We start from the raw sequence: 26,610 nt of genomic DNA on the forward strand, positions 1-26,610 counted from the left end.
GGTGGCCGCACGGCGTCAGCTGGCCGTGACAGCGGCGCGGCGTCAGCGGGCCGGCAACGGGCGGCGCGGCGTCAGCGGGCCGACGACTTACGCCCCGCGATATTGCCCGTCCCGCGCGCGTTCGAGACCCGGCCCTTCTCGGCTGCCGGCCGGGCTCGATGCGGCCTGTCCGGCTCCACGCCGACGGCCTTCAGATCCGCACGCAGATTCTTCGGCAGCGAGAACTGGACGTCCTCCTGCACCGTCTCCACAGGAACCACTTCAGTAAAACCTTGCGTCTTGAGCGCCTCGACTACGTCACGCACCAAAATTTCGGGCACCGACGCCCCCGACGTCACCCCGATCGTCTTCGCACCCTCAAACCACTCGGGCCGCAACTCCTCAGCCTTATCAACCCGATACGACGCCCCCGCACCCGCCTCGAGCGCCACCTCCATAAGCCGCACCGAATTCGACGAATTCGCCGAACCGACCGTAATCACCACGTCCGACTCCGGCGCCATCTTCTTCACCGCCACCTGGCGGTTCTGCGTGGCATAACAAATATTGTCCGACGGCGGATCCTGCAAATTCGGGAAACGCTCCCGGAGCATCTCCACGATCTGCATCGTCTCATCAACCGACAGCGTGGTCTGCGAAATCCACGCCACCTTATCCGGATCGCGCACCTGCACACTATCGACGTCCTCCGGACCATTCACGATCTGAATATGGTCGGGCGCCTCGCCCTGCGTGCCCTCGACCTCTTCGTGCCCCTCGTGGCCAATAAGCAAAATGTCGTAGTCGCCACCCGCAAACCGAACCGCCTGCTTATGCACCTTCGTCACCAGCGGACAGGTCGCATCGATCGTGTCCAAACCGCGCGCCGCCGCCTCCGCATGCACGGCCGGCGACACCCCGTGCGCCGAAAACACCACGCGCGCCCCCTCGGGCACCTCGTGCGTCTCCTCCACGAAAATCGCGCCCCGCTTACTCAGCGTCTCTACCACAAACTTGTTATGCACGATCTCTTTACGAACGTACACGGGCGGACCATACAGTTCGAGCGCCTTCTCAACCGCATCCACCGCCCGATCAACACCGGCACAATAGCCGCGCGGCGTCGCCACCAAAATCCGCTTACCCTCAGCGTTCGGTTCCGACGGGATGTCTTGCGGAAACGCTGACGCCCCCGCAAGGGTCGCCGGCGCTCCAACACTCGGAGTTGGAAGCATGATCGTAGAAGCACCTGTTTTTGTCACAGTTCCAGAGTACCCGTAGTTCCCGCCCCTCGCACTGAGAGGTTAATCCCCACGGCGGCCGCCGACTAGTAGGCTATCCGATGTGAGCACACCAATTCCGCCGGATCTTCCCCAGATGGCCCATTTGACCACCCCGGACCAGCCGTGGCCGCTTCGCCTGCTGTCCGCCAAAATATCCGAATATGTTGCCAAAATGTCTCGGCTCTGGGTCGAAGGCGAAGTCATCCAACTTGTCCGGCGGCCCAACGCGCGCGTCCAGTTCTTCACGCTCGCCGACCTCGAAGAAAAGGCGTCCATCACCGTCAAAATCTGGTCGCACGCCCTGCCGGCGGCGATCACGGAAGGCTCCCGCGTCGTCGTCGCCGCCAAACCCGACTTTTGGACCGGCAACGGCTCGCTCACCCTACAGGCCGACGAAGTGCGTGCCGTCGGCGTCGGCGACCTCCTCGCCCGGATCGAAGCCCTCAAAACCAAACTCGCCGCCGAAGGCCTCTTCGCCCCCGAACGCAAACAACCCCTCCCCTTCCTGCCCCGCAAAATCGGCCTCATCTGCGGACGCAACACGAAAGCCATGCACGACGTCGTCAACAACGCCACCCGCCGCTGGCCGGCCGTCCGTTTCGAGATTCGCGAAGTACAAGTACAAGGCGCGGGAGCGGTCGACCAAATGATCCCGGCCCTCGAAGAACTCGACACTATTGACGACGTCGACGTCATCGTCCTCGCCCGCGGCGGCGGCTCCGTTGAAGATCTCTTCCCGTTTTCCGACGAGCGGCTCGTCCGGGCCGCAGCCGCTGCTCGTACGCCCGTCGTCTCCGCGATCGGCCACGAAACCGACTCCCCGGTGCTCGACCTCGTCGCCGACTACCGCGCTTCCACCCCCACCGATGCTGCCAAGGCGATCGTTCCCGACGTCGGCGAAGAAAAACAGGGGCTAGCCACCACGGTGCGCCGCGGCCGGATCGCCGTCGACAACCTGCTCCACGGCGCCCAAGTCGAACTCGATGCACTTCGCGAACGCCCCGTCATGGCAACCCCACACCTACTCGTCGACGACCGCGCCGAAGACCTTACCAACCTGCGCTCCTGGCTCACCCACCACATTGAACGGATCGTCGATACACACGCCACCTCCCTGACCAGCGATCTTGGGCGTCTTCGGACTTTATCCCCACTTCAGACCCTCAAAAGGGGCTACGCTGTGTTAAGAACAGAGGAAGGACTGATTGGCAGCGTTACCGACGCCGTCGCGAACACAGGAGCCCAAGCGATCCTGCACGACGGCCACCTCGACCTGACGATCAACGCCGCCCACAGCGCGGCACGCCCGTAGCCGACAGCCGACACGGAGGAACGACATGGCAGACACCACACAGCAGTCAGCGACGACGCCCGCGGAACTCGACAAGAAAGTCGCAGGCCTGTCGTACGAGGACGCCCGCTCACGCCTCGTAGAAATCGTGACCCGGCTCGAACAGGGAAACCTTCCCCTCGACGAAGCGCTCACCATGTGGGAGCTCGGCGAAGCGCTCGCCCGGCGCTGCGAAGCCTGGCTCGACGGCGCACGCGAACGGTTACGTGCCGCGCAGGCGCACATCGATAAGGAGGCCTCCCAATGAGTTGCCTCGTCATCGGCGAATCCCTCATCGACGTCGTCAAACGCGCCGACGGCACAGCCAGCCGACACCCGGGTGGCTCACCTATGAACGTCGCCGTCGGGCTTGCACGCCTCGGCCGCCGCGTCCACCTGCTCACCCGGTTCGGCGACGACGCCGACGGCAGCCAACTACGCGAATATATTGAATCAGCAGGAGTGAGCCTCTACCCCGGCACCGTCGATTCCGATGCCACCTCAATCGCGATCGCCTCCATCAACGAGGCCGGCTCACCCGCCTACCATTTCGACGTCAACTCCGCCTACGTGGAACCGCCGGCCAGCGTGGACCAGCTCGTCGACATCATCGGCGAACTTCCCACGCATGTTCACATCGGTTCGATCGGCGCCCACTTGCGCCCCGGTTCGCACACGGTGCGCCGCTGGCTTGAACTCCTCCACGAGCATGCCACGATTTCCTACGATCCGAACGTCCGGCTATCGATCCTCGGCTCAGCCCAGTCTGTCATTGACGACATGACGCAGATTCTACCGTTCGTCGACATCGTCAAAGCCTCCACCGAAGACCTCGAAGAACTGACCGGGCACCCCGTCGATCCCGACGCCGCCGCCCACGAGTTTCTCGCGGCAGGAGCCACCTTCGTGGCAATTTCGATGGGTAGCCGCGGCGTCAAATTCTTCACCCCGACCGAATCGGTAGCCCTGCCCGCCCTGCAAGTCAAGGTAGTCGACTCCGTGGGTGCCGGTGATGCCATGATGTCCGCGCTTATCGACTCGCTCGCCCGCATCTCCGTGCTTGGCGACGAACGCGCCGGGCTCGCCTCGATCTCGCCATCACTGCTGACCTCAGTTGGCAAGTTTGCGGTGACGGCGGCCGCAATCACAGTATCGCGCAGCGGCGCCAACCCGCCCACTCGCGACGAAGTCAACGAACTACTCGCGAGCGCCCAGCTGTAACGCGCCGCCGACGGCTGCGCCGCAGCTTCGCGACTAACGCCCCATCCTCCGTTCGCGCGCACTGTAATCACGCAACGCGCGCAACAAGTCCGTACGGCGGAACTCCGGCCAGTAGGCTTCGCAAAAATACAGTTCGGTGTGAACGGTCTGCCATAGCAAGAAGCCGCTCATGCGCTGTTCGCCCGACGTGCGAATGATGAGATCCGGATCGGGTTGCCCGCTCGTGTACATGTTTGCGGTAATCGCGGCCACGTTCAGGCCGTCGGCCGCCTCGTTGAGCGACGCCCCGTCGGCGGCCTTGTCACGCAAATATTTACGTACGGCGTCCGTAATCTCGTGGCGGCCACCATAGCCGACGGCGATATTCACTGTCATCGCCTCGCCGCCCCCGCTACTGCGTGCACCGACGCTTCGCTGCGCCGCTGCTCGTAGCCGCTCCCCGGCGTCGTCGGGAAGCAAACTCAAATCGCCGATGATCTTGATCTGCCAGCGCCCGGTACTCGCAAGGTTTTCGACGGTGTCCGCAATAATGCCGATGAGTTCGCGTAGCTCGTCGGCGCTACGGCTCAGGTTGTCGGTAGACAGCATCCACAATGTGACGATTTCGATGCCCGCCTGCTCGCACCAACCCAACACTTCGTGCACGTGATCGGCGCCCTTACGATGCCCGGCTGCCGCCGACGAGCCAAGCTCGCGCGCCCAGCGCCGGTTGCCATCGAGGATGATGCCCACGTGCCGCGGGATCCGCGCCTCGTCAATCTCGCGCATAAGGCGCCGTTCATACAGCGAATAGAGAAACTCCGGGATGCGCATCTGCCCGCCTTTCTACACCAGGTGCGGCCTAGGCCACCATTCTAGCCCCATGACCGGCCATGGAACTCCACCTGAACGACTACTACGATAAAGATGGAACCAACGTGTGACCGGAAGGGGAATCAATGGTCGTTTCGACACGCGCCGAACGCAAAGCCTATTTCGCTTCGCTTCCCAAGCCGAAAGCCCGCGGCTGGATTCACACGATCATGGCCCCGCTCGCGCTCGCGAACGGGATTTTGCTCATCATTTTCGCGCCCACCGTGCCGGCCCGGATCGGCACGCTCATCTTCGCGCTGTCGGCCGTGCTGCTGTTTGGCAATTCGGGGATCTACCATCGCGGCAACTGGTCGGCCCGAGTGAATGCGGTGTTGCGCCGGATCGACCACGCGAATATTTTCCTGCTCATTGCCGGCACGTATACGCCGCTGTCGATCATGCTGTTAGAACCTGCGCGGGCCGCCCTCGTGCTCGGGATCGTGTGGACGGGCGCCCTCGTGGGAACGTTCATCCATGTGTTCCACATCGACGCCCCGCGCTGGTTCCAAACCTTACTCTACGTGGCGTTGGGCTGGGTGGCCGTCTGGTTCCTGCCCGACTTTTGGCGCTCCGGCGGGCCAGCCATTTTCTTCCTGCTGCTCGCCGGCGGGCTCGCCTACACGATCGGCGCCCTGTTCTATGCAATGCGCTGGCCCAATCCGTGGCCGAAATATTTTGGCTTCCACGAATTCTTCCACGTCGGCACCGTCATCGGCTACGCCTGCCATTCGGTGTCCGTCTGGCTGGCGATCTTCAGGTAACGGAGGTAGGCGATGACGACGACGAACTGGACCACACACCCAACAGTTGCGCTACGCGCAGGAGCAGGCTTCGACCTTTCCACGCTCGACCACCGCGCCACCCCGGGCTGGCCGGGCGATAAAGCCGACGGCGTCGCTCACATGGCCGCCCGCGAAGAACAACTCGATGACCTCCAAGAGCGCCTGTTCGCAAACGGACGGGTCGGCGACAAACGCCGGGTGCTGCTCATCTTGCAAGGGCTCGACACCTCGGGCAAGGGCGGGATCGTCCGCCACGTGCTCGGCATGGTTGACCCACAAGGCGTCCATGTAGCCAACTTTGGGGTTCCTACGAAAGAAGAGCTCTCCCATCATTTCCTGTGGCGCGTAATCCGCAAACTGCCACCTCCCGGGAAGATCTGCGTGTTTGACCGTTCGCATTACGAGGACGTGCTCGTCGCCCGAGTCGACGGCCTAGTCAGCGCTGCCGAACTCGAAACCCGCTACGAGGAAATCAACAACTTCGAAGAAACACTCACCCGCGAAGGCTACGCCCTCATCAAGGTGGCGCTCATGCACTCGCATCGCGAACAAGGGTTACGCCTCGCCGAACGGCTCGCTCGAGGTGACAAATGGTGGAAGTATTCACCCAGCGACGTTGACACCCGGCTCAAATGGGACGCCTATCAGGAGGCCTATCAGGCGATGTTCGACCGCACGTCCACCGACCACGCACCCTGGTACGTCGTGCTGGCCGACCGCAAGTGGTATGCGCGCCTGGCCGTCACCGAGCTGCTCATTCACACGCTCGCCGGCCTCAACCAGGAATGGCCGACACCCACGTGGAATCTCGACGCCGAACGGGAACGCCTGCTCGCGACCATGCATCCCGACGACGTCGCCGCAGCTCAGGAAGCCCTATCGGCTGAGCGCAAGCTCTAGTCCAACGGCGTCGGCCTTAAACTAACGGTTCAACTCCGGGCACTCGCTCGAACAAGTCCTGCTCAACTCCGCGCGCCGTTCCAACGTTCGTCATTGCCAAACGGAACTCCTCCCACGGCCACACCTCAGCTTCGATATCGCGCGGCATCGCAAAGAAGAAGCCCTTCGGATCGATCTGAGTAGCATGAGCACGCAGGGCACCATCGCGCTGGGCGAAGAAATCGGCCACATGAATACGCGCCGACGCTCGAGTCACCGGCATGCCCTTACGCCGCTCCAGCCAATCCGCGAACGGACTATGCCCTACCCGTTCAAGAAGCGTGTCGTGGAAGGTTTGCATACGCGCCGCGTTGAAACTGATGTCGTAGTACACCTTCGACACCATCCACGGCTCACCCTCCTCCGGATACGCCTGCGGGTCACGGGCCGCCGTCACCGCCGCGATGGAGGCCGTATGCACCCGAATATGGTCAGGGTGTGGATAGCCACCGTTCTCGTCGTACGTCGTCACAACTTGCGGACGAAACTCGCGGATTTCCCGAACAAGCGCGCGCACGACGTCGTCGAACGGCTCGAGTGCGAAACAGCCCGCAGGCAAGGGCGGCAACGGATCGCCTTCGGGCAAGCCCGAGTCCACGAATCCGAGCCACGAATGTTCCACTCCGAGCGCGGCGACGGCGGCCGCCATCTCAGCGCGCCGCACCTGCGCCATGTTGGCGAGGATATCGGCGTCGCCAGCCAGCGCCGGGTTCAAAATAGAGCCGCGCTCTCCGCCCGTCGCCGTCACAACCTTCACGCGACCCGCCGTGGCATATTTCGCCATCATCCCAGCGCCCTTGGACGCTTCGTCGTCCGGGTGGGCGTGAATGGCCATGAGTCTACGTTCGTCGGTCATGCTTCTCCTCGTTACGGGTACACCGGCGATTATATGCACACTTTCAACTACTTTGCGATGATGCGCCGCCAGCTAACATTCGTGAGATTTATTGAAACGCCGCGAATTTCGGTGCTATCCTCTGGCAAAGACCATGCCGGAGTGGCATGTTATCGACGGGTGTGCCACCGGCGTACACCCCACAAGGAGGATTCTCATGGCAAACACCACGTGGCTCTCTCAGGAATCGTACGACCGGCTAACCAACGAGCTCAACACCTTGAAGACCACCGGGCGTCAAGAGATTGCCGAACGCATCGAGGCCGCCCGCTCCGAAGGCGACCTGAAAGAAAACGGCGGCTACCATGCGGCCCGCGAGGAGCAGTCGAAGATGGAAGGCCGCATCCAAGAGCTCACCTATCTGCTCGAACACGCCGAAGTGGGCGACGCCCCCGAGAACACGGACGTCGTCGCACCCGGCCTAATCATTACGGCAACCGTGAATGGCAAAGAGAAAGTGTTCATGCTCGGCTCGCGCGAAGCGAACGACTGGGTGGACGTGGACGTCTACCCCGAATCAGCCCCGCTTGGCGAGGCAGTCATGGGTAAGAAGGTCGGCGAAAACACATCCTACGTGGCACCGAACGGTAAAGAGTTCGCGGTTGAGATCATCAAGATTGAGCCTGCCCGATGACCACACATGCTGGTGGGCTACCCGGGCGCTCCACGCCCGTGCTCGTCAATCCGCACGCCCATCTTGCGCTTGGCACGGACATGCTCGCGCCCGCCGGGCCCGGCGAGGAAGAAATCTTCCTGGCGGCCGGCTGCTATTGGGGTGTTGAGGAAATTATGTGGGCCCTGCCGGGAGTGGTGACGACCTCGGTGGGCTTCATGGGAGGAGCCACCCCGAACCCCACCTACTTCGAGGTGACCACGGGCCTGACCGGCCACACTGAGACCGTGCGCGTGGTCTACCGCGCCGGCGGCAACACGCTGGCACACATCCTGAAAACGTTTTGGGAGTGCCACGATCCGACCACGCTCAACCGGCAGGGGAACGACGTCGGCCCCCAGTATCGTTCCGCTATTTTTCCGACGACGCCGGGGCAGGCCGATCTCGCACTTTCCTCTCGGGAGGCGTACCAGGCCGTGCTCACCGAGGCCGGACTTGGCGAGATCGTCACCGAGATTGTGGACGCGGCCGACACCACCGGATATTTCCCGGCCGAAGTGGAACACCAACAGTATTTGATCAAGGTGCCGAACGGGTACCGGTGTCATGCGCGTTCCGGGCTGGCCTGCCCGATGCCGGGCGCTGGGCTGACCGCAGGCTAGGCAGCGAGCTAGACGCAACGAGCTAGGCAGCGAGCCGGCGGGCGCCGGGTTGGCAGGCGCTGGCCCGGCCGCAGGCTAGGCAGCGAGCCGGCGGCGCCGGTAGGATAGGCACGAACCTACACTTTCGAAAGGCTGGTTATGGACGTCATTCTTCCCACCGTCGAGGGCGAATTCGGCGAGATACCCGAGATCATTTTCCCGGAGGATGTGGAACCCCCCAAGGGTTTGCGCGTTAAGGTTCTCAAGGAAGGCGACGGGCGCGTGGTGCGCGCCGGCGACGAAATCGAATGCGAGTACCACGGCCAGATCTGGGGCGGAGCCATTTTCGACTCGTCCTACTACCGTGAGGGCAAGGCCGTGTTCCCGATCGGCGTGGGCATGGTGATCGAAGCGTGGGATGAGGCGCTGGTTGGCCGCCAGATCGGCACCCGCCTCCTCATCTCGGTACCCCCGTTCAAGGGCTACGGGGCCGCCGGCAACCCGCGTGCAGGTATTAAGGGCGACGACACGCTCGTCTTCGTCGTCGACATCACCGGCATCCAAGATTCGGCGTTCAACTTCAACACGCTACACGACAACTAAACCGGCGCTCCGGCTGGGAAGCAGTCAGCACACCGGTTGAGAATGATCCGGGAGACCAGCCAGGCAGCGACGGCGCGACGGCAGGCGGGACGGCGCTGGCACACAGGCGCCCCGGCGTGCGTGACGAATCCGGCCAACATCCAAGACGCCTTAACAGACCCACAAAAGGTTTCGGGTTGTGGCCACTGACCACAACCCGAAACCTTTACGCGACAAGCGACTTTTGGGCCCGTTACTTCGGTAGCTCCATTTCGCCGCCGTCCTCGGTGCGTAGAGTCGCTGATCGCGGCTTGTATCCGTCCGGGTTGTTGCGGCGGAACTCGATCATCTGCGCCTCGTATTCGGCGTGCTTGGACCAATCCTTGGCCAGTTCGGCCGCCATGTCGAACTCGCGCTCGATGATCGCGTTCGGACGGTAGGTCACCAGCGAGACGACCATCGTGACGACGAGGTTGACGATGAAGCCCGGCACGATCTCGTATAGGTCGAACATACCGCCGTCGATGTTGCCCCACACGGCCACGGTCACCGCGCCCATCGCCATGCCGGATAGCGCACCGAAGCCGGTGAGCTTGCGCCAGAACAGCGATAGCAGGATCGTCGGCCCGAAGGACGCGCCGAACCCGGCCCATGCGAAGGCGACAAGTCCGAGGATCGTGTCGTTCGGCGTCCACGCGAGCCCGGCCGCCAACACGGCAATGCCACCCACGGCGAGGCGGGAGAGCATGACGCCCTTCTTCGCGTCGAGCTTGCGGTTCGTGAACGTCATGTAGACGTCCTCGATAAGTGCGGACGAGCTGACCAGCAGCTGGGACGAGACCGTGGACATGATTGCCGCGAGGATCGCAGCCAGCATGAATCCGGCAATGAACGGGTGGAACAGCAGCTGGCCGAGCACGATAAATACCTGCTCCGGGTTGGCGAGCGGGTTGTTTTCGTACCGGAAGATCGCGATGCCAACAAAGGCGGTGCCGAGCGCGCCGAACACGGCGAGCAGCATCCAGCCGATGCCGATACGCCGGGCCGAGACGGCTTCCTTCGGATTCCGTAGCGCCATGAAGCGCACGATGATGTGCGGCTGGCCGAAGTATCCCAAGCCCCAGGCGAGTGCCGAGATGAGCCCGACGGCGGTGAGGCCTGCGAACGGTGAGAGCAGGTCGGGATCGACCGCGCGCGCCTTGTCGATCATTGAGTTCCAACCGCCAACATGTGCGATGCCCACGGCCGGCACCAAGACCAGTGCGGCCATCATCATGAGCCCCTGCACGACGTCGGTGTATGACACGGCGAGGAAGCCGCCCACGAGCGTATAGAACAGTGTGATCGCAGCGATGAGGATCATGCCCGCACGGTAGTCCACGCCGAACGCGCCCTCGAAGAAGGTGCCGCCGGCGACCATGCCAGACGAGACGTAGAAGGTGAAGTAGAACAGGATGATCAGGCCGGCCACGATGCGTAGCGCGTGCGTGGAATCGCGCAGACGTGAGTCAAGGAAGGACGGCACCGTGATCGAATTGTTCGATACTTCCGTGTAGGAGCGCAGGCGCGGCGCCACGAACTTCCAGTTGAGCCAGGCGCCGGCGGTCAGGCCGATCGCAATCCAAAATTCTACGAGGCCGGATACGTAGAGTGCGCCGGGCAGGCCCATGAGGAGCCAGCCGGACATGTCTGACGCGCCGGCAGAAAGTGCGGCCACCAGCGGGTTGAGTTGCCGGCCGCCAAGCATGTAGTCGTCGACGTCCGTGGTGCGCTTGTACGCCCACAGACCAATGCCGATCATGACGAGGAAGTAGATCACCATCGTAATGATCTGCCACGTGGTATCGCTCATAATATCCCCTTTGCGTTAGATGCCGCGCGGACTGGCGCCATTACCAGTTCCCGCAGTGCGTAGCGACTTACCAGTTATGTAGAACACTACAACATTTCCTTTTGACGTCAAGACTTTTAAAGAAAAACTTGAAATTCGCGACGGCGGTCTGGCCTCGGCTGGCGGCGGCTCCCGACGGCGGGCTGGCCTCGGCCTCGTGGGTAGGCCGCGACGGCTGCGGCCGTGGGCAGACGGAGGGCTTCCGGTTACGATCCCGCCTGTTTCAGCTGAGGCTGTCCGAGGCTGTCGTCGTCCAAAGCTTTTGCTGTGTGATTTCACGACATCGTTCCGGGGGTACGCGTTCACTTCCTGGGGTACCTAATCCGGCGATTTGTCTACCCCAGGAACGAAACAGGTACCCCGGGAATGCGTTGTACTGCTCCCGTTTGTCCTCTAACCCTATGGTGGGCTTGGCTCTTCGGTGCGGGGATATCGCACCGAGTCCGCGTAACAGGTGACCTAGCGTAATCTCATTGCCAAAAAGCACGAAAATCAGCGTTTTTTCACCTGCTACGCGGAGTGCACCGAGTATGGGTCATGCCGCAGGCGCTCCTTCTCACGCGCTATTGCTACCACAGCAATCAATCCAGACTCGAAGGCTGTCGCATCCGTTTTCATTGCTACTAAAGCAGAAACCCACCACACGACCGGTCAACACTTGCCTCAACCCGCACCCGCTCATGCGTTCTATCTCCCCTGGCAAAAACGCCGCAACAAGCCACCCGTGGTAAGCCACTAAGAGAGCCCGCAGCGGGGCTTATACTCGGCACACTCCGCATAACACATGAGAAAAGGGCCAATTTCCTGCTTTTCAGCAATGAGATTACGCCTGGTCATGTGTTACGCGGACTCGGTGAAGTATCCCCGCATTAAACACCCGAACCAGCCTGCCATTAACCCCATATTTGTCCACCAACACCGGAACGATGTCCCGAGACACCCCCGCGCCAAAAACAACAAAAAATATCTCGCGACACAGGAACTATGTCGCGAGACATCACAGTCCAAAGCTTTTGCCCTTCGAACCTATTGCTCAGGCCCGAAATACACTACACTGTAAACATTCCAGCGGTGCCAAGGGCGGCACGCTGCCAACGATGGCATGCTAGCGATCTGGAATGGCCACCCGATTAAGTTGAGGGAGATATATGTCAGCTGTGAAAAACGACGTCGATTTCGCGCAGATCGCCAACGAGGCGATCAGGCAGGCTCGCATGTGGGCTAAACGCTCGGCCGACTTTCCGGAGGATCGTTCCGGCAAGCTTTTATCGCAAGTGTTGTCCGACGACGGCGGGCTCGACTTCACGGTTCAGTTCGTCGACGGCGTGATACGGCCCGAGGACCCGGCTACTCGTGCGAAGAATTTGCGTAAACTCACCACGCGCGGCACCGGATTCTTGCCCATGTGGCTGTCTGCTCCGGCGAAGATTGGTGGCACTCTTGCGCCGGTCTCTCCCACGTTCATCACCGAGGCTGCGTTCCGCGTGTTTCGGATGCTCGTGGGCAATCTTGTTCTTGACACGACGCCGAAGAAGCTCGGCCCGGCAGTCCGTAAGCTGCGGTCCGATGGCTCGCGGCTCAACCTGAACCTGCTCGGTGAGGCCGTGTTGGGCAAGAAGGAAGCCAGCGCCCGGCTTGCCGCCGTGAAAGAACTGTTGGAATACGATTTCGTCGACTACGTGTCGATCAAGGTCTCGTCGGTGCTTGGTGTGCATAACCCGTGGGGGTACGATCAGGCGGTCGACCAGGCTGTTGAAGGCCTGTTGCCGCTGTTTAACACGGCGAAGGACGGCGGCAAGTTCGTCAACCTGGACATGGAGGAATACCACGATCTGCACCTGACGATCGACGTGTTCACGAAGCTGCTGGATCGGCCCGAGTTCCGTGATCTGACGGCCGGTATCGTGTTGCAGGCCTACCTGCCCGACGCCCTCCCGGCCATGGAGCGCCTGCAGGAGTGGGCAGCCAAGCGTGTGGCCGGTGGCGGCGCCCCGATCAAGGTGCGGCTGGTCAAGGGTGCGAACCTGCCGATGGAGCGGGTCGACGCCGCGATGCACGGCTGGAAGCTGGCCGTGCAACCCACGAAGGCGGCGACGGACGCGAACTACATGCGCGTCCTCGAATATGCTCTGCGCCCCGAACACATCGCGAACGTCCACTTGGGTATCGCCGGGCAGAACCTGTTCACGCTCGCCTTCGGACTCAAGCTTGCCAAGGCCCGTGGGATCACGGAGGGTTTCGACGTCGAAATGCTCAAGGGTATGGCCACGAATCAGGCGCGGGCAATCCGCGAGGACGTCGGCCAGATCCTGTACTACGTGCCCGTCGTCGACCCGAACAATTACGACGTCGCCATCTCGTATTTGGTGCGGCGCCTCGAAGAGTCGGCCGCCCCGGAGAATTTCATGTCCGGCGTCTTCGATATTGCGGGCGACGACACGGTGTTTGCTCGCGAGCGGAATCGTTTTGCTACGGGTGTTGTGGGCGCGTTCCCGGATGCGAAGCTCGATAATACGAACGACGACGTCCCCGATCTTCACTTCGGTCCGAACCGCACGCAAAACCGGTCGACCGATTCGGTGCCTAAGCTCGAGAGCTTTGCGAACACACCCGATTCGGATCCGTCGCTGCCGGCGAACGTCGAGTGGGCGAAAGAGATTTTTGCGAAGATGGCCGATTCTGATCTTGGCACCGAGACCGCCGATGCGGCTCGTGTGCGTAGCGCCAAGGAGATGAAGGAGATCATTGCGAAGGCGCGCGAGAACAGTACGGCGTGGGCGGATCGGCCTGCGGCGGAGCGAGCCGATATTTTGCGGCGTGCCGGGCAGATTCTTGGCGAGCGCCGCGCCCAACTCATTGAGGTGGCTGCGTCCGAATGCGGGAAGGTTGTGGGTGAAGCCGACGTCGAGGTCTCCGAAGCGATCGATTTCGCGAACTACTATGCCGATCTGGCGGAGGAGCTCGATCAGCTCGACGGCGTCGCTGTGACTCCCGAGCAGCTGACGGCCGCGATTCCGCCGTGGAACTTCCCGCTGGCGATCCCGGCCGGGTCGGCGCTCGCGCCGCTGGCCACCGGGTCGGTCGTCTTGTTTAAGCCGGCCGAGCAGGCACGCCGCTGTGGCGCCGTTATCGCCGAAGCGCTGTGGGACGCCGGGGTGCCGCGCGAGGCGCTCATTCTTGTGGACGTGCATCCCGATGACATGGACGAGGTGGGCACCGAACTCGTCACCGGCTCCGACCAGGTGATCCTCACCGGCTCGATTGATACGGCGAAGCTGTTCCGCTCTTGGCAGCCCGACCTGAAGATTTCGGCCGAAACCTCGGGTAAGAACGCGATCGTCGTCACCCCGCAGGCCGACATTGATTTGGCCGCGAAAGACGTGGTCAATTCTGCGTTCGGTCACGCCGGGCAGAAGTGTTCGGCGGCGTCGCTCGCGATCTTGGTTGGTCCGATGGGCGAGTCGAAGCGGCTGCTGGATCAGATTGTGGATGCGGCGAATTCGCTCGTGGTCGACTATCCCACCAATCCGACCGCGGAAATGGGGCCGATTATCGAACCGGCGGCTGGCAAGCTTAAGCGCGGGCTCACAGAGTTGGCACCTGGCGAAAAGTGGCTGCTTAAGCCGCGCCAGCTGGATGACACGGGCCGGCTGTGGTCGCCCGGCATTCGCGACGGCGTCAAGCCCGGCGCCGACGCGCACATGACCGAATACTTCGGCCCGGTGCTGGCGATCATGCGGGTGGACACGCTCGATGAGGCGCTCGCCGTGCAGAACGCCGTCGAATTCGGGTTGACCGCCGGAATCCACTCCCTGGATTCAGAAGAAATTGCTTACTGGCTCGAACGGGTCGAAGCCGGCAATGTTTACATTAACCGCGGGATCACGGGGGCGATCGTGCGCCGCCAGCCGTTTGGCGGGTGGAAGCGTTCGCAGGTGGGTACAGGGTCGAAAGCCGGCGGGCCAAACCACCTGATCGGCCTGGTTAACGTGGCACCCGCCCCGCGCACGCAGCCCGACCAGCTCGGCGCCCTGCACCTACCAGGGTTCACCGCCCTCGACGAGCTGCACAGCAAGATCGACGACGCCGCGGCGGTGGCCGACTTCCGGCACGCCCTGCGTTCGGTGCAGCAAGCCGTGGACGACATCTACCTGGCTGAGGTTGACGTGAGCGGACTGGGCGTTGAGAAGAACGTGTTCCGCTACCGGCCCACCGACGTGCTCGTGCGCATCGAGGATCCGGAAGACTGGTGGCAGGCGGCCCCGATGATTGCCGGCGCTGCTGCTGGCGGGACGAAGGTGACCGTGTCGGTCGGCGATGACCTACGCGACACGGTAGCCCAGGCGCTACGCGGGGTCGGCGCCGTCGTCGACACCGTAGACCGCGACACCTGGTTGGCCGATCTGGAAGCCGATCCGACCGCCGTCCGGAAGATCCGCTACTTTGGTGATGATCCGGCTGAGGTCGCGCGGGCTGTGGGCGGCTCAGTCGACGTGGCGATCTATTCCGATCCGGCTACGTTTAACGGCCGGGTGGACCTGCGTCCGTTCTTCCTTGAGCAGGCCGTGGCTGCCACGAACCACAGGTTCGGCGACCACACGCCGCTGCTTGACAGGGTGATCTAATCGGATGCGGGTGATCTCACCCGCGCATAGTAAAGCCGGGGTATCGTCGATACCCCGGCTTTACTATGAGAGAGGTTAGTCGTTCGACGCGAAAATTGCGAGGATACGCAGCACCTCAACGTAGATCCACAGGATCGTCATGACGATAGCGATACCGGTGGTCCAGGCGAACTCCTTGGGAGCACCGTTGACGATCGCCGTGTTGATGTCTTCAAAATCGGCGATGAGCACGTAGGCAGCCACGAGGATCATGACTGCGCCGAGCACCACGCCGAGCGGGATACCTGCGATCTCGTATCCGCGTGCGCCCCAGGCTTGGTTGTCGAAAACACCCAGAACCATGAGGAGGATGTTGACGAGCGAGAAGACCAGGTAGCCGAGCATGACGGCCAGAACAATTTTGCGCCCCTTTGATGACGTGCGCACCGCGCCCGAATAGTGCAGGGCCACGGTCACGCCCACGATGATCGCGGTGGCCAGGATCGTCTGGAATGCGATACCCGGGAAAATGAGCTCGAAAGCCGCGGTAATCCCGCCGAGCGCCACGCCTTCCATCACGGCGTAAGCGATGGCTAGGCCCGGTTTGACCATGCGCTGGAACGCGAGGATAAGGCCAACGACGAACGCGACGACCGTGGCGCCCACGGCCACCGGGGTCCACAGGGTCGGAGGCAAGAGCACTGCCGTGGCCACACCAGAGATGACGGTCAGCCCAAGCAAGATAGCAATCTTGTTAAGAGCGTCCTGGTACGTCATGCGCTCTACGGGCGCGGAGAAGGCCTGAGCGCCGTATGGTTGGCCACCGAACTGCTGGCCGCCGAACTGCTGACCGCCGTGTTGCTGACCCGCGTACGGATCACCGCCGTACGGTTGACCGCCGTATGGTTGGCCACCATACTGTTGACCGCCATACGGCTGGCCGCCATATGGTTGTTCCCCGTAAGGCTGGCCGGTGTACTGTTGCGGCGCCTGGTTGGGGCGCTGCTGACCCGTCTTGAAATACGGGTTGTTACTGATAATCGGATTGCTCATAGGAGCCTCCTGGATTGTTTAGGATCACAACTTACTCGTGTCTCATCCTAACGGAGCCGTAAGTTAAGGCAAGAGTACGCGCTACGTTTTCCGCGCTAGGAAAAAAGTCCCAGCCTCCGCCTTGTGGGTGCCCGCACTGTGATGTTCTCAGGCTACGGGGCTGAGTGGCTTCAACAGAAAATCCCGCCCGAGTATGACCGCCCTCACCTGCGCGGACTTCTACGATCGAAATTAAAGCACTACACAGGGAGGTTCCCATGATCACCGTCGAAAATCTGACGAAGGATTATGGCAAAACACGCGCCGTTGACAATCTTTCGTTTTCTTTGCGCCCGGGAGCCGTGACGGGCTTTCTTGGCCCGAACGGCTCCGGTAAATCCACCACGATGCGCTGTATCGTTGGCCTTGACCGCCCCACGAGCGGCCGGGTTCTCATCCGCGGAGTGGAGTACGGCAAGCTTCGTTCTCCGCTGACCATGGTCGGCGCCCTGCTGGACGGCAAGGCATTCCACCCCGGTCGTACGGCACGCCAGCACTTGCAGATCGTTGCAGCCACGCACGGTTTCCCGAAAGGCCGCGTGGACGAAGTGATCGCCATGACCGGCCTAGCCTCCGTGGCGAAGAAGAAGATTGGCGGCTTTTCGCTCGGCATGGGCCAGCGCCTTGGCATCGCGACGGCGTTGCTCGGCGATCCCCAAGTTTTGATTTTCGACGAGCCCGTCAACGGCCTTGATCCCGACGGCGTACGCTGGGTACGTCACATGATGCGCGAGCTAGCTCGCGAAGGGCGCACGGTTCTCGTCTCCTCGCACCTGATGAGCGAGATGTCGCAGACCGCCGATGATCTCATCATTATCGGCCGCGGCCGTTTCATCGACGCCGGCCCGATCACCCGGTTCACCGAATCGGATCGCGGCGTGCGGGTCCGGGTGCAAGGCCCGGACATGGCAGCGCTCCACGCCGCCCTGACCGAGGCGAACTGGCAGGTGACCAACCTTCCGGCGTCGAACTCCTTCCCCACCGGAGCTTTCGAAGTGCCGGGCGCCCAACGCGAACAGATCGGCAACCTCCTCTACACCAAGGGCCTGGAAGTCCACGAGCTGACTGAGATTCATTCCTCGCTCGAGGACGTCTTTATGGAGCTGACCTCCGGCGCCGTCGAGTTTAATGCCGGCGGCCCCGCCCAGTTCGGACCGCACAACGGCCCCACCAACTTCGGACCGCACAACTAGGAGTTAACGATGACCACCGAACAAGCACTCGCAACTTTCGCCGGCCGCTTCGGCGCCAGCACGTTCCGCCCCACGTTTGGCCGCTCGTTCGTGAGCGAAATGAAGAAGCTGAACACGCGCGCCATCACGATCACGTGCGCACTCGCGCTCGTCATGTATTTGAGCATCCAAACCTTGTCCGCTACCCGCGGCAACGTCCCGTACACCACATCGGATTCGATCGTGGGTGGCACCTCGCTCATCATGCTCTTCGTCATCATTATCGGCAGCCTTGCCGTCACCAGCGAGTACTCGCACAACACGATGCGCACCACCGCACTCGCCGACTCGAACCGCACCCGGGCCTTCTTTGCGAAGATGTCCGCCTCGGCCACGGTCAGCGCATTGCTCACACTCACACTTATCGTGTTCAGCGCGCTCATCCAGACGTTGGCACCACCCCGGTTCGACGCGCTCGACGAAGGCTGGCGCCCCTACATCGCCATGTTCCTCTGCCTCGTCATGGTTTCGATCATGGCAACCGCCTTCGGATATATTCTGCGTTCGACCGCGGGCACGATCTCACTCATGGTGGGTTTGCTCTACGTCATCGACCTGTTCAGAGTCATCCCTATGGATTTCTTCCGCGAGGTCTACCCGCAGATCACGCCCTCGGGCCTGCTGCAGATGGGGATTATGCGCTACACCGACATCCCTGAAGAGCTACGGCTGTTTACCGAACCGTGGATTGCCGTCGCGATCTTCGCAGCTTACACGACCGTCGTCGTGGTTCTCGGCTGGCTCGCATACCGTAGGCGCGACATCTAAGCGGTCACCGTTCTGACACCCGTACGTTCGAACTTGTTCCACTTGCTCTCCACGCCCCTGATCTCTGCGATCAGGCCCGCAAGGGCGACGCAGGATAGGAAGATCGAGAACGGCAACAGTAGCGGAATGACCCACAGGAAGGCGAAGCGATCCCAGGCACGATCGAGGATCAGTGCGATCACGATGTTAACCAGGGTGACGCTCACACCGGCCACCACCCATAGGCTGGGCAAGGTGGCCGTCCAGTCTCCAAAGTCGGCGATTCCCACGGCCACTAAGATGGGCAGCCCGATCAGTGCAAGAAGCTGCAGAATCGGCTGGACGAGCTGCAAGAGCAAATTGATCGGCAGGTAAAGGTGGAACATTGATGCCGACGGGCGGAAGAACTCACGCCAGTGCAGGCGCGTGGTCTGAATAAGGCCGCGCGTCCACCGCACGCGTTGCTTCCACAAGGAGCGCAGGTTGTCTGGCACTTCGGCGAGCACGACGGCGTCGGGCGCGAATTCAACCTCGTAGCCGGCCTCTTGTACGCGCCACGTGAGCTCGAGGTCTTCGCCGAGCGTGTCCTCGCGCAGGCCGCCAATTTGGCGGATGACCGACGCGCGGAAAGCACCCGAGTTGCCCGCCACGATCGGGAGCATGCCGAGCAGGGCGAGCCCACGGCGTGCGAGCCCGGTTCCCGTGTGCGTCATCAACGCCAAAATTTTCGTTAGCACGTTGTGCGTGTTGATCGGCTGATCGTTTCCGCACACGGCGCCCACGTTCTTGTGCCGGAACCCGGCAAGCATGTTCGGGATCGTGTGCTTGGTGAACACGCCGTCGGCGTCGACGAACACCAAAATCTCCCCTGTTGCGTGCCGGATGCCCTCGTTGAGCGCTGATCCTTTACCGCCGTTCGGCTTATTAATAATGATCGCCCGATTCTCGTAACCGGCCAGGATCTCGGCCGTGTCGTCCGTCGAACCGTCGTTGACGACGATGAGCTCCAAGTTTTCGTATTCGCATTCCAAAATCGAATCCAAACACGGCCGGAGTACCACGGCCTCGTTGTAGGCCGGAATGATCACGGACACTTTCGGATTGGGTGAACTCGTTGCCGGCTCGACCCGCGGGCGAAGCTGAGAAAGCAGCGCACCCGCTGTGATCATCATGCCCACGACCGCCGAGATCGCGAACGGAATCGCCACAAGTACATAAAGCCACGTCACTGGCTGTCAACCCCCTCGCCGGCCGGCGCGCTCATCGCAGCCTGCGCATCAAGCCAGCGTCCAATCTCGTCCTTATCCAGATCATGTTCGGGCATGCGGCGCAGATTCGGCTGCGCGTTAGCCAACAGTTCGAGTGCGGCCTCGACGATCACTGGCGCTTTCGCCGAGTTCGCGCCAAAGCGCGCGTTGATTTCCAACACAACCGGTGTTCCATCCCGACGACGCCGGATATCGACATCCACCGGACCGCGCAAGTTAAGCGCCCGCGCGGCGTCGATCGCCAACTGCGCGATCCCCGGTTCGTCAACCACTTCCGTGGCCACCGCATTACCGTGATGTCCATAAGCCAGGGCGGTCTTCCGCAGCACGACGCACTCGGTACGCTCGTTTGAGACGAACACGTTCGGCGCGTATTCCTCACCGGGAGCGAACTCTTGAATAATCGAATCCTCCGGGAGTGTAGCCAGCTCGTCGGCTCGCGGATTTTCGTGCACGATCACGCCACGCCCGCCGCGCGAACGGCGCGGCTTAGAAATAACGCGATCCCCGAGCCAGCCGAGCGTCCGAGTATCGAGCGCACCCGGCGTCGTCGACCGTGGAACCGACACCCCTGCGCGATTCAGCGCATGATAGGTCAGCCACTTGTCGTCAGCGATCGCCACCGCGTTCGGCTCCGAAATCAACACCGGCACAAACATTGTTGCTGCCGCGAAAACCGGGAGCTCTTCTTGCACTGTTGGGATGACGGCGTCGATCCCCTCCGTATCAACCAGCTCGTTAATGAACGAAATAAAATTCTTGTGCCGAGCCGGCGGAACGGCCACGATACCCTCGCCACCCGCCATGTCCACTCGAACCACGTCCACGCCGCGGTCGACCAGCTGCGGATACAGTGCGCGGCCAGCCGGACCACCAGCGCCAGTTAACAAGATTTTCATGTTTAAAACGTCCCCTTAAAAGCATCAAAACGAACCGGTTCGAACCCTTCGGCGTGCGTCATCTTCGCCTGGTCGCCCCGGAAATGGGCCATGCCCGTTACGCGTTCCTCCGTCATATACGGCTTACCCGCCTGGTTTTCGTGGATGGCAACCGCCGAGGCCTTCACGCCCACATAGTCATCAATATCCACGAACACCTTCGGCGAAAAATCGAGGGTGACCGACGGCGACTCGAAGCACAGGATCGCCGGATGGCGCCGCCCCGCACGCACCGTTGCCATGTGCACAGCATGGTGGTCTTGATGTTGGTCGTGCTTCGAATGCGTGAAAATAATGTCCGGATTAAACGAGCGAATCTTACGTTCGATCACTTGGATCATCTCGTTCATGTCCGACTCCAGATCCGTGTCGGTGAAATCGTGGACATCCACATGCTTAACCCCGAGGAACTTCGAACCGTTCTTCGCCTCTTCACGGCGGATCGCAGGATCGCCACCCACCTTGCCAGCAGTCATGACGATCGAATGGATCTCATGACCAGAATCAGCCAGCCGCGCGAGCGTGCCACCGACGGCGAGCTCAAGATCGTCCGGGTGAGCACCAATCGCCAGGATGCGCCGCGGCAACGTCGTCTCCGTGCGGCGAATCGAAAACACGAAATACAGAGCGATCACAGCGAGCACGGCAGCCGCCGACCCCGCGATGATCAGCTTCGATACCGTCGGGCTCACATTCCCCATCGCCGCCCACACGTTTGCCGGCGTGAGAAGAATCCCGGCAAACGCTGCCAAAATCTGAGTGGGACGGTAATTAGTCAGCTTCCTGCGCAGCGCGCTTTCCGCCGCCACGCTCACGATGGCCACCGCGGCGAGCAGCGCCGCGAGCCCCCAATGGATGGTCTCCATGATGTCCTTTCCGCGCCGGGTGCTGTTGCCGCGCCTTCCGTCGAGCGGGCGCTTCCCGGCCTCGCTTCCATGATCGGCAACGAAAAGTAAAGAAGACCTCGGGTAAAGATGAGTATTTTTTAATCTCGGGCAGCGGCATCTTCGCGCGCCCGCTTGCGCCGGCCCTCCGCATAGCCAGCACGCCACACGTAGACGGGCGCCGCAACAAGGGATACTCCAGCTATGACCGCCCACCATGGGAACCCTGGAATATCGGGCGAGCGGCCCGCGGCGGCAAGGTCGGCCTCAGGTGTGGGATACACTCGTTCGCCCGTCACCAAAATCCTGTGCGTGTTGACCCCCAGCGGAGTACACGTAATCAGCGATAACAAATCTTTGCCCTGCTCCACCGAAATCGATTCCGTGTCATCAGGTTCGATCACTTGCGTGTCAATGATTCTGTACGTGAGCACTTCGCCAAAAACTTCGACGACGACGTCGTCGCCAATCTCCACCTTGTCTAGGTCATTGAAAAGTGTGGCTTCCGGTAGGCCTCGGTGGGCGGTGAGAACCGAACGCTGTGAGGGGCCACCCACTGGTAGTGCGGTTCCGCGTAGGTGCCCGACCCCCTTGCGTAGCGTGTCATCGGCCGTGCCGTGGTAGATCGGAAGGTCGACGTCGATGGACTCTATTCGCAGGCGAGCCATGATCCCCGACTCGGTGGCCGTGAGCAGTGAGTGGTAGTCGAACGGGCCTTCTTTTTCGACTTGGCCGGTAGCCTTGTGACGATCCGCTTCAACGATCACCCCGCCAACCAGTAGCCGGTTGTATTCGCGTGCGTCCAAAATGTGCTCGTTAGGGACGGGAATATCCCGGTGCGTACTGTTGAGTTCCTCGATGAGCTTCGATTGATTGTGTTGGGAAAACCACGATGCCACGGACGGATAGAGTGCAAGGCTCAGCCCGAGAAGAAAGATGAGCGCGCCGAGGGCGGACAGCGAGGGGAACGCCCACGTGGCCGCCCTGCTCCGGGCTCGATGCTTGGCTGACATTGGGGTCCTTATGATAAGAAGGCGGGCCACCGGGTGTTCCGGGGCCCGCCTTCAATACTAGGTGTTAGCGTTGACGACGCCGAGCGACGTAAACCGTGCCCGCACCCGCGGCAAGTAGGACGAGGCCTACGCCCGTGATGAGAGCGGTGCCCTGAGCACCCGTAAGCGGGAGGTCAGGACCGTCAACCTTGACGTTCTCAAACGTCAGAACGACGTCGGTCGTTGTGCCGGAGAGCGTGACGTCACGGCCAACGTCGTCGAGGATGTAACCGGAGGGAGCAGCCGTCTCCTTCAAGCAGTAATCCTTCGTGTCAGCCTCGGTCTTGCCGACGTAAAGCACCTGGGAGATCTTGCCGTTCATGTCAGTGGTCAGACCATCCGCCACGAGCGCGCCGTTATCGGCACACTTGCCCTCGTAGATCGAGAACACGGCGTCCTTCAACGGAGAGTTGTTGGACTTGTCGACCTTGCTCACCTCGAGCTTGCCCCACACCGTGGTACCGGTACCAGGTTCGCCCGGCTTGGCGTTGAGGTCCATCTTGACTTCGTTGGTGACCTGGCCGGCGATGGTATCGAGCACCTTGGTCTCGAGAACAACTTCGACGTCCGCAGCGTTGCCGGTGCCAACAACCAGAGCGTTGAGCTTGGCTAGGCCGTCAGCGGTCAGCTTGATGGTTGCTCCATCGTTGTAGTCAGCGCCCTTGACCAGCTCGGTTGTACCAACCTTGACGGACTTTACTTGGGTGAACTCGAGCCCGGCAGGGATCGTATCGGTGATAGTGACGTCCGTGTAAGCGAGCGCCGCTGCCGGAACGTTGGCCTTGATCGTCCAGTCGATCAGCGCGCCCGGGGTGAACTTGTCCGGGTCGGCTGCTTCCTTGGTGGGCTTTGTGGGCTCGTCAGCCAGCGTGTTCTTCGGGTATGCGTCAACCGAGTAATCCCACGTGTTGGGCTGAACCGGCATCGGCAGAGTAACGAGGAACGGCACCGATGTTTCCTTAATGAGGTTCGGACCAGGGTTGGTTTCCGTCACCTTGTACATGCCGTGGGCGAGTGTCTGGCTAATGCTGCCGTCCGCTTGGGTTGTCACGGTAACTGGGCTGCCGATGTCACACACGTTGTCGACCGTGGCAGCAGAGATTGCTTCCCAGCCGGCGGGAGTGGCAAGGTCGGGAGCCATACAGGTGCCGCCCACGTCCGTGCCCACCTGCTGGATCGTGAACTCGACGCCCGCGAGCGGAGTACCAAGACCAGTAGGAGCCTGGCCGGTGTATTCGCCAAGGTCCCCCGTGCCGGTACCTTCATGCTTGTGAATGGTGAGAGTAGCTTCCTGCGTTGAATCAGGCGCCTCGAAACCTGTAGCGCCGGCGCCGGTAGCAAGCCCGAGTGAGGCCAGCGTGAGCGCCCCAACGAGGGCTACTGCACGCCCTAACTTCGTTGTTTTCATTATTTTTCCTTCTTTTTCGGGTGTGTTTGTTTGACTGTTAACTGGTTGCTGTGTGGGTCTGATCAGGCGTTCTCCTCACTCATCTTGCGCCGGATGGAGTGAGTTCCTGCCGCAGCAAGACCAGCTACCATGACGACGAGTCCGACATACATGTAGGTGTCACGACTAATCCCACCTGTCAGTGGAATATTCGGCCCGACCACCTTGACGTTGACGACGGGATCGAGCACGACGTTCAAGCCGTCGGTGTTGTCGACGTCGCCAACCCGGAACGTGATAGGTGTTTCATCGAGCATGTGCCCGGCAGGTGCCAGGGTTTCGACGAGCGTGTACTCGCCCCACGCAAGATTGTTTACGGTGAATTGCCCGTTGTTACCGACGTCTTGAACAGCTTGCCCCTGGGTCGGCAGTCCGGGACCTTTCAGGACCCATTCGGAGCCGCCCAAGCCGGCTCCCGCGTCGTCGACCTTGGTCCACGCCACGCTTCCGGCGTTCTTGTTAATGGTGTTCGTGACGACGACGTTCGCGGCCTGGTCTTTCGTGATCGTCACCGGCGCGCCGATCTGCTGGCTTGAGCTGTAGTATTCGCCGTCGACGCCGGTAAGCGCATTTTCAGTGACAGAGCACGTGTAGTTCACCGGCACATCAACGTGTTCGACGCCGGTGGTTTGCCCACTCGGTGTCAGCAGGGCTTGGCCTGCACCTTGCTTCTGCCACGTGCCCGTGATGTCTGGCTTCGTGGCGTGCTCACAGGTGTAGGTGCCCGAATATGTCAGTTCCGCAGCCTTCTCGGTGGCATCGCCGTCGAGAGCTTTCTCGATCGTCAGCGTTCCGGTAGCGGGACGGTTGTGGATGACGATCGTATGCTCCACACCTTCCGTGACCGTGAACGTTGCAAGATCCTTGCCGTCGTTGCCGGTGGGCACGCCATTAACCTCGTAGGTGGTGGAATAGTCCGGGTGGTCTTCTTCCTCGACCGTGTAGTTGCCCTGCACTTTGAGGTCGGTGATCACACGCCCGTCGGCATCTGACGCATTGAGAATAACTTCACGAGCATACGGCTGGACACTGTCAAGACCTGGCCCAGTCACGTTGACTTTGAAGTCCATGTCTGTGTTCACGACCGCTCCGGCGTCGTCGTACAGCACTTTCTTCACGACGTACAGGGTCGGCTTCACCGTTGGAACAGGGAACGGAACGCTCTGCGGCTGCCAGTCAGCGTCCGTGTAAGTAATCTTGGCTTCGCCGTTCGTCGGGTAATTTCCGGACGCATCCGGCGTGGCGGCCAAAATCTTATCGTTGATGCTGATGCGGTATTTCAATTCCGCATACTTCACGTCCGATCCAGGTACGATCGGCCTGGTCAGCGAACCGGGCTTCCAGTTGATCGTATTGTTCTCGTAGGTCGGCGCTGGGTTCGCGGGTGTGGCAGAGATTTTTTGGACGTCAGCGATCGGGATTTCGAAGCCCTGACCCATCGGGTCAACTGCTTGAGCGTCTCTCACAGCGGCGTCGATGTAGCCCGCAATCGCCTGATAGACGGGCGTTAACTGATTGACATCTTGCACGTCCGTGAAGCTATCCGGAGACGCCATGGACTGCATGATGCTATTACCCGTGGTGCTCATCTGAAGCCCGACTGTCCAGAGCCGAGTACCTTCGTTCTTCGTGAAACCAGCTTCAGCGATCGCCGAATTTCCGTGGTTGTAGTACCGCTTCCTCCATGCGCGTTGGCGGTTATATTGCGTATGGAGGTCAGTGCCATCTCCCACTGCTACGTTATACCTGTACGCCGATTCCGGCGCGTTCGCAGTAGTTTCCCAATGCCTACCGTTGTAGGGCTGAAGATAATTACCTGGATTGTTTAATGCGTACGAGTATGTTGGCACGCCATCAGAGAGCAACACGATATGCTTGTAGTCCGCCGTCGACGACTCGAGCATGTTGCGAGCCTGCCGCACTCCCGCCTGCGTAAACGTGCCTCCATCAGCTCGCAGACCGTTGATGGCGCTCCGCAGCGCTGTTGGATCATTTGTCAGGCCGCTGTGTACGGTCACGTTAGTTTCGTAGGATACGACCGCGATACGAGTGTTGTCCGAGGGCAAGAGCGTATCAACAAAGGCCTTAGCAGCATCTTTCGCAGCATCCATCCGGCCGTAATACCTCATGGATCCAGAAGTGTCGATCACAAGTACGATGTCGGAGGTCCGCTTCTTATCTTTGCCCTCTACGCGCAGCGTCACGTCCCACATGTTGACCATGCCGGGAACCGGCTCGGCCTTCTTGAAAACTTTGACTTCGCCCGGTTGGGTGGGATGCGCGTAAGCGGAGCGAAAGGCTCGCGGTGCGAACATGAGGCGGGCAGACGATTCGAGTG

General features: G+C 61.4%; 22 protein-coding genes. 11 read left to right on the top strand and 11 right to left on the bottom strand.

What is annotated here, in order from left to right; translation table 11 throughout:
- Positions 1-71: 71 nt before the first annotated feature.
- Positions 72-1,214, bottom strand: a complete 1,143-nt coding sequence (locus EL234_RS03400) for a 4-hydroxy-3-methylbut-2-enyl diphosphate reductase (RefSeq protein ID WP_126417233.1) — start codon at positions 1,212-1,214, stop codon at positions 72-74.
- Between the two features lie 109 nt (positions 1,215-1,323).
- Here EL234_RS03400 and xseA point away from each other — a divergent pair, with 109 nt between their 5' ends.
- From xseA to EL234_RS03415, 3 genes are read left to right on the top strand one after another with little or no spacing between them, the layout of a single operon-like run.
- Positions 1,324-2,574 carry an exodeoxyribonuclease VII large subunit gene (xseA, locus tag EL234_RS03405; RefSeq protein WP_241969073.1) on the top strand — a complete coding sequence of 417 codons (1,251 nt, stop codon included), beginning with the start codon at positions 1,324-1,326 and terminating at the stop codon, positions 2,572-2,574.
- 25 nt (positions 2,575-2,599) lie between these two features.
- Entirely contained in the window at positions 2,600-2,860 is a 261-nt protein-coding gene (locus tag EL234_RS03410) for an exodeoxyribonuclease VII small subunit (RefSeq protein WP_126416150.1), read from the top strand.
- The gene (locus EL234_RS03415) at positions 2,857-3,813 is read left to right on the top strand and encodes a carbohydrate kinase family protein (protein ID WP_126416151.1); all 957 of its coding nucleotides are present in this window, start codon (positions 2,857-2,859) and stop codon (positions 3,811-3,813) included. Before EL234_RS03410 ends, EL234_RS03415 begins: the two co-directional genes overlap by 4 nt.
- A gap of 33 nt (positions 3,814-3,846) precedes the next feature.
- Here EL234_RS03415 and EL234_RS03420 read toward each other — a convergent pair whose 3' ends face one another.
- Positions 3,847-4,626 carry an isoprenyl transferase gene (locus EL234_RS03420; protein ID WP_126416152.1) on the bottom strand — a complete coding sequence of 260 codons (780 nt, stop codon included), beginning with the start codon at positions 4,624-4,626 and terminating at the stop codon, positions 3,847-3,849.
- Positions 4,627-4,751: 125 nt separating this feature from the next.
- Here EL234_RS03420 and trhA point away from each other — a divergent pair, with 125 nt between their 5' ends.
- Positions 4,752-5,426 (top strand): PAQR family membrane homeostasis protein TrhA, encoded by a 675-nt coding sequence (gene trhA, locus EL234_RS03425; protein WP_126416153.1) that lies wholly within the window; start codon positions 4,752-4,754, stop codon positions 5,424-5,426.
- Positions 5,427-5,438: 12 nt separating this feature from the next.
- The gene (locus EL234_RS03430; protein WP_126416154.1) at positions 5,439-6,347 is read left to right on the top strand and encodes a PPK2 family polyphosphate kinase; all 909 of its coding nucleotides are present in this window, start codon (positions 5,439-5,441) and stop codon (positions 6,345-6,347) included.
- Positions 6,348-6,363: 16 nt separating this feature from the next.
- Here the strand turns inward: EL234_RS03430 and mca are convergent, their stop codons facing one another.
- Entirely contained in the window at positions 6,364-7,242 is an 879-nt protein-coding gene (gene mca / locus EL234_RS03435; RefSeq protein WP_126416155.1) for a mycothiol conjugate amidase Mca, read from the bottom strand.
- A 196-nt stretch (positions 7,243-7,438) separates the two neighbouring features.
- Here mca and greA point away from each other — a divergent pair, with 196 nt between their 5' ends.
- From greA to EL234_RS03450, 3 genes are all read left to right on the top strand, one after another.
- Entirely contained in the window at positions 7,439-7,915 is a 477-nt protein-coding gene (gene greA, locus EL234_RS03440) for a transcription elongation factor GreA (protein WP_126416156.1), read from the top strand.
- Positions 7,912-8,556: a peptide-methionine (S)-S-oxide reductase MsrA gene (gene msrA / locus EL234_RS03445; protein ID WP_126416157.1), complete on the top strand. Its 645-nt coding sequence runs from the start codon at positions 7,912-7,914 to the stop codon at positions 8,554-8,556. Before greA ends, msrA begins: the two co-directional genes overlap by 4 nt.
- Positions 8,557-8,694: 138 nt before the next feature.
- A complete protein-coding gene (locus EL234_RS03450; protein WP_126416158.1) occupies positions 8,695-9,138 on the top strand; it encodes an FKBP-type peptidyl-prolyl cis-trans isomerase in 444 nt (147 codons plus the stop codon).
- A 232-nt stretch (positions 9,139-9,370) separates the two neighbouring features.
- Here the strand turns inward: EL234_RS03450 and putP are convergent, their stop codons facing one another.
- Entirely contained in the window at positions 9,371-10,969 is a 1,599-nt protein-coding gene (putP, locus tag EL234_RS03455; protein WP_126416159.1) for a sodium/proline symporter PutP, read from the bottom strand.
- A gap of 1,187 nt (positions 10,970-12,156) precedes the next feature.
- Here putP and EL234_RS03460 point away from each other — a divergent pair.
- Complete coding sequence (locus tag EL234_RS03460) at positions 12,157-15,633, top strand: proline dehydrogenase family protein (protein WP_126416160.1); 3,477 nt, start codon at positions 12,157-12,159, stop codon at positions 15,631-15,633.
- 75 nt (positions 15,634-15,708) lie between these two features.
- On the opposite strand, the gene EL234_RS03465 is transcribed toward EL234_RS03460, so the two are convergent.
- Positions 15,709-16,665 carry a Bax inhibitor-1/YccA family protein gene (locus tag EL234_RS03465; protein ID WP_126416161.1) on the bottom strand — a complete coding sequence of 319 codons (957 nt, stop codon included), beginning with the start codon at positions 16,663-16,665 and terminating at the stop codon, positions 15,709-15,711.
- 257 nt (positions 16,666-16,922) lie between these two features.
- Here EL234_RS03465 and EL234_RS03470 point away from each other — a divergent pair, with 257 nt between their 5' ends.
- A complete protein-coding gene (locus tag EL234_RS03470; protein ID WP_126416162.1) occupies positions 16,923-17,897 on the top strand; it encodes an ABC transporter ATP-binding protein in 975 nt (324 codons plus the stop codon).
- Positions 17,898-17,906: 9 nt separating this feature from the next.
- On the top strand, positions 17,907-18,704 hold the full coding sequence (locus tag EL234_RS03475; RefSeq protein ID WP_126416163.1) for a hypothetical protein: 798 nt from the start codon (positions 17,907-17,909) through the stop codon (positions 18,702-18,704).
- Here EL234_RS03475 and EL234_RS03480 read toward each other — a convergent pair.
- From EL234_RS03480 to EL234_RS03505, 6 genes are all read right to left on the bottom strand, one after another.
- Complete coding sequence (locus EL234_RS03480; protein ID WP_126416164.1) at positions 18,701-19,912, bottom strand: glycosyltransferase; 1,212 nt, start codon at positions 19,910-19,912, stop codon at positions 18,701-18,703. The two genes, EL234_RS03475 and EL234_RS03480, sit on opposite strands and share 4 nt — an antisense overlap.
- Positions 19,909-20,850 carry an ATP-grasp domain-containing protein gene (locus EL234_RS03485; RefSeq protein ID WP_126416165.1) on the bottom strand — a complete coding sequence of 314 codons (942 nt, stop codon included), beginning with the start codon at positions 20,848-20,850 and terminating at the stop codon, positions 19,909-19,911. Before EL234_RS03485 ends, EL234_RS03480 begins: the two co-directional genes overlap by 4 nt.
- A 2-nt stretch (positions 20,851-20,852) precedes the next feature.
- Positions 20,853-21,755, bottom strand: coding sequence for a PIG-L deacetylase family protein (locus EL234_RS03490; RefSeq protein WP_164712329.1), 903 nt, complete (start codon positions 21,753-21,755; stop codon positions 20,853-20,855).
- A 119-nt stretch (positions 21,756-21,874) separates the two neighbouring features.
- A complete protein-coding gene (locus EL234_RS03495) occupies positions 21,875-22,786 on the bottom strand; it encodes a class C sortase (protein ID WP_126416167.1) in 912 nt (303 codons plus the stop codon).
- Positions 22,787-22,850: 64 nt separating this feature from the next.
- A complete protein-coding gene (locus EL234_RS03500; protein ID WP_126417235.1) occupies positions 22,851-24,233 on the bottom strand; it encodes a SpaH/EbpB family LPXTG-anchored major pilin in 1,383 nt (460 codons plus the stop codon).
- A gap of 62 nt (positions 24,234-24,295) precedes the next feature.
- The gene (locus EL234_RS03505) at positions 24,296-26,587 is read right to left on the bottom strand and encodes a VWA domain-containing protein (protein ID WP_126416168.1); all 2,292 of its coding nucleotides are present in this window, start codon (positions 26,585-26,587) and stop codon (positions 24,296-24,298) included.
- Between the last annotated feature and the right edge of the window lie 23 nt (positions 26,588-26,610).

The organism is Trueperella bialowiezensis, from assembly GCF_900637955.1.
In the GTDB taxonomy this organism is placed as follows: domain Bacteria; phylum Actinomycetota; class Actinomycetes; order Actinomycetales; family Actinomycetaceae; genus Trueperella; species Trueperella bialowiezensis.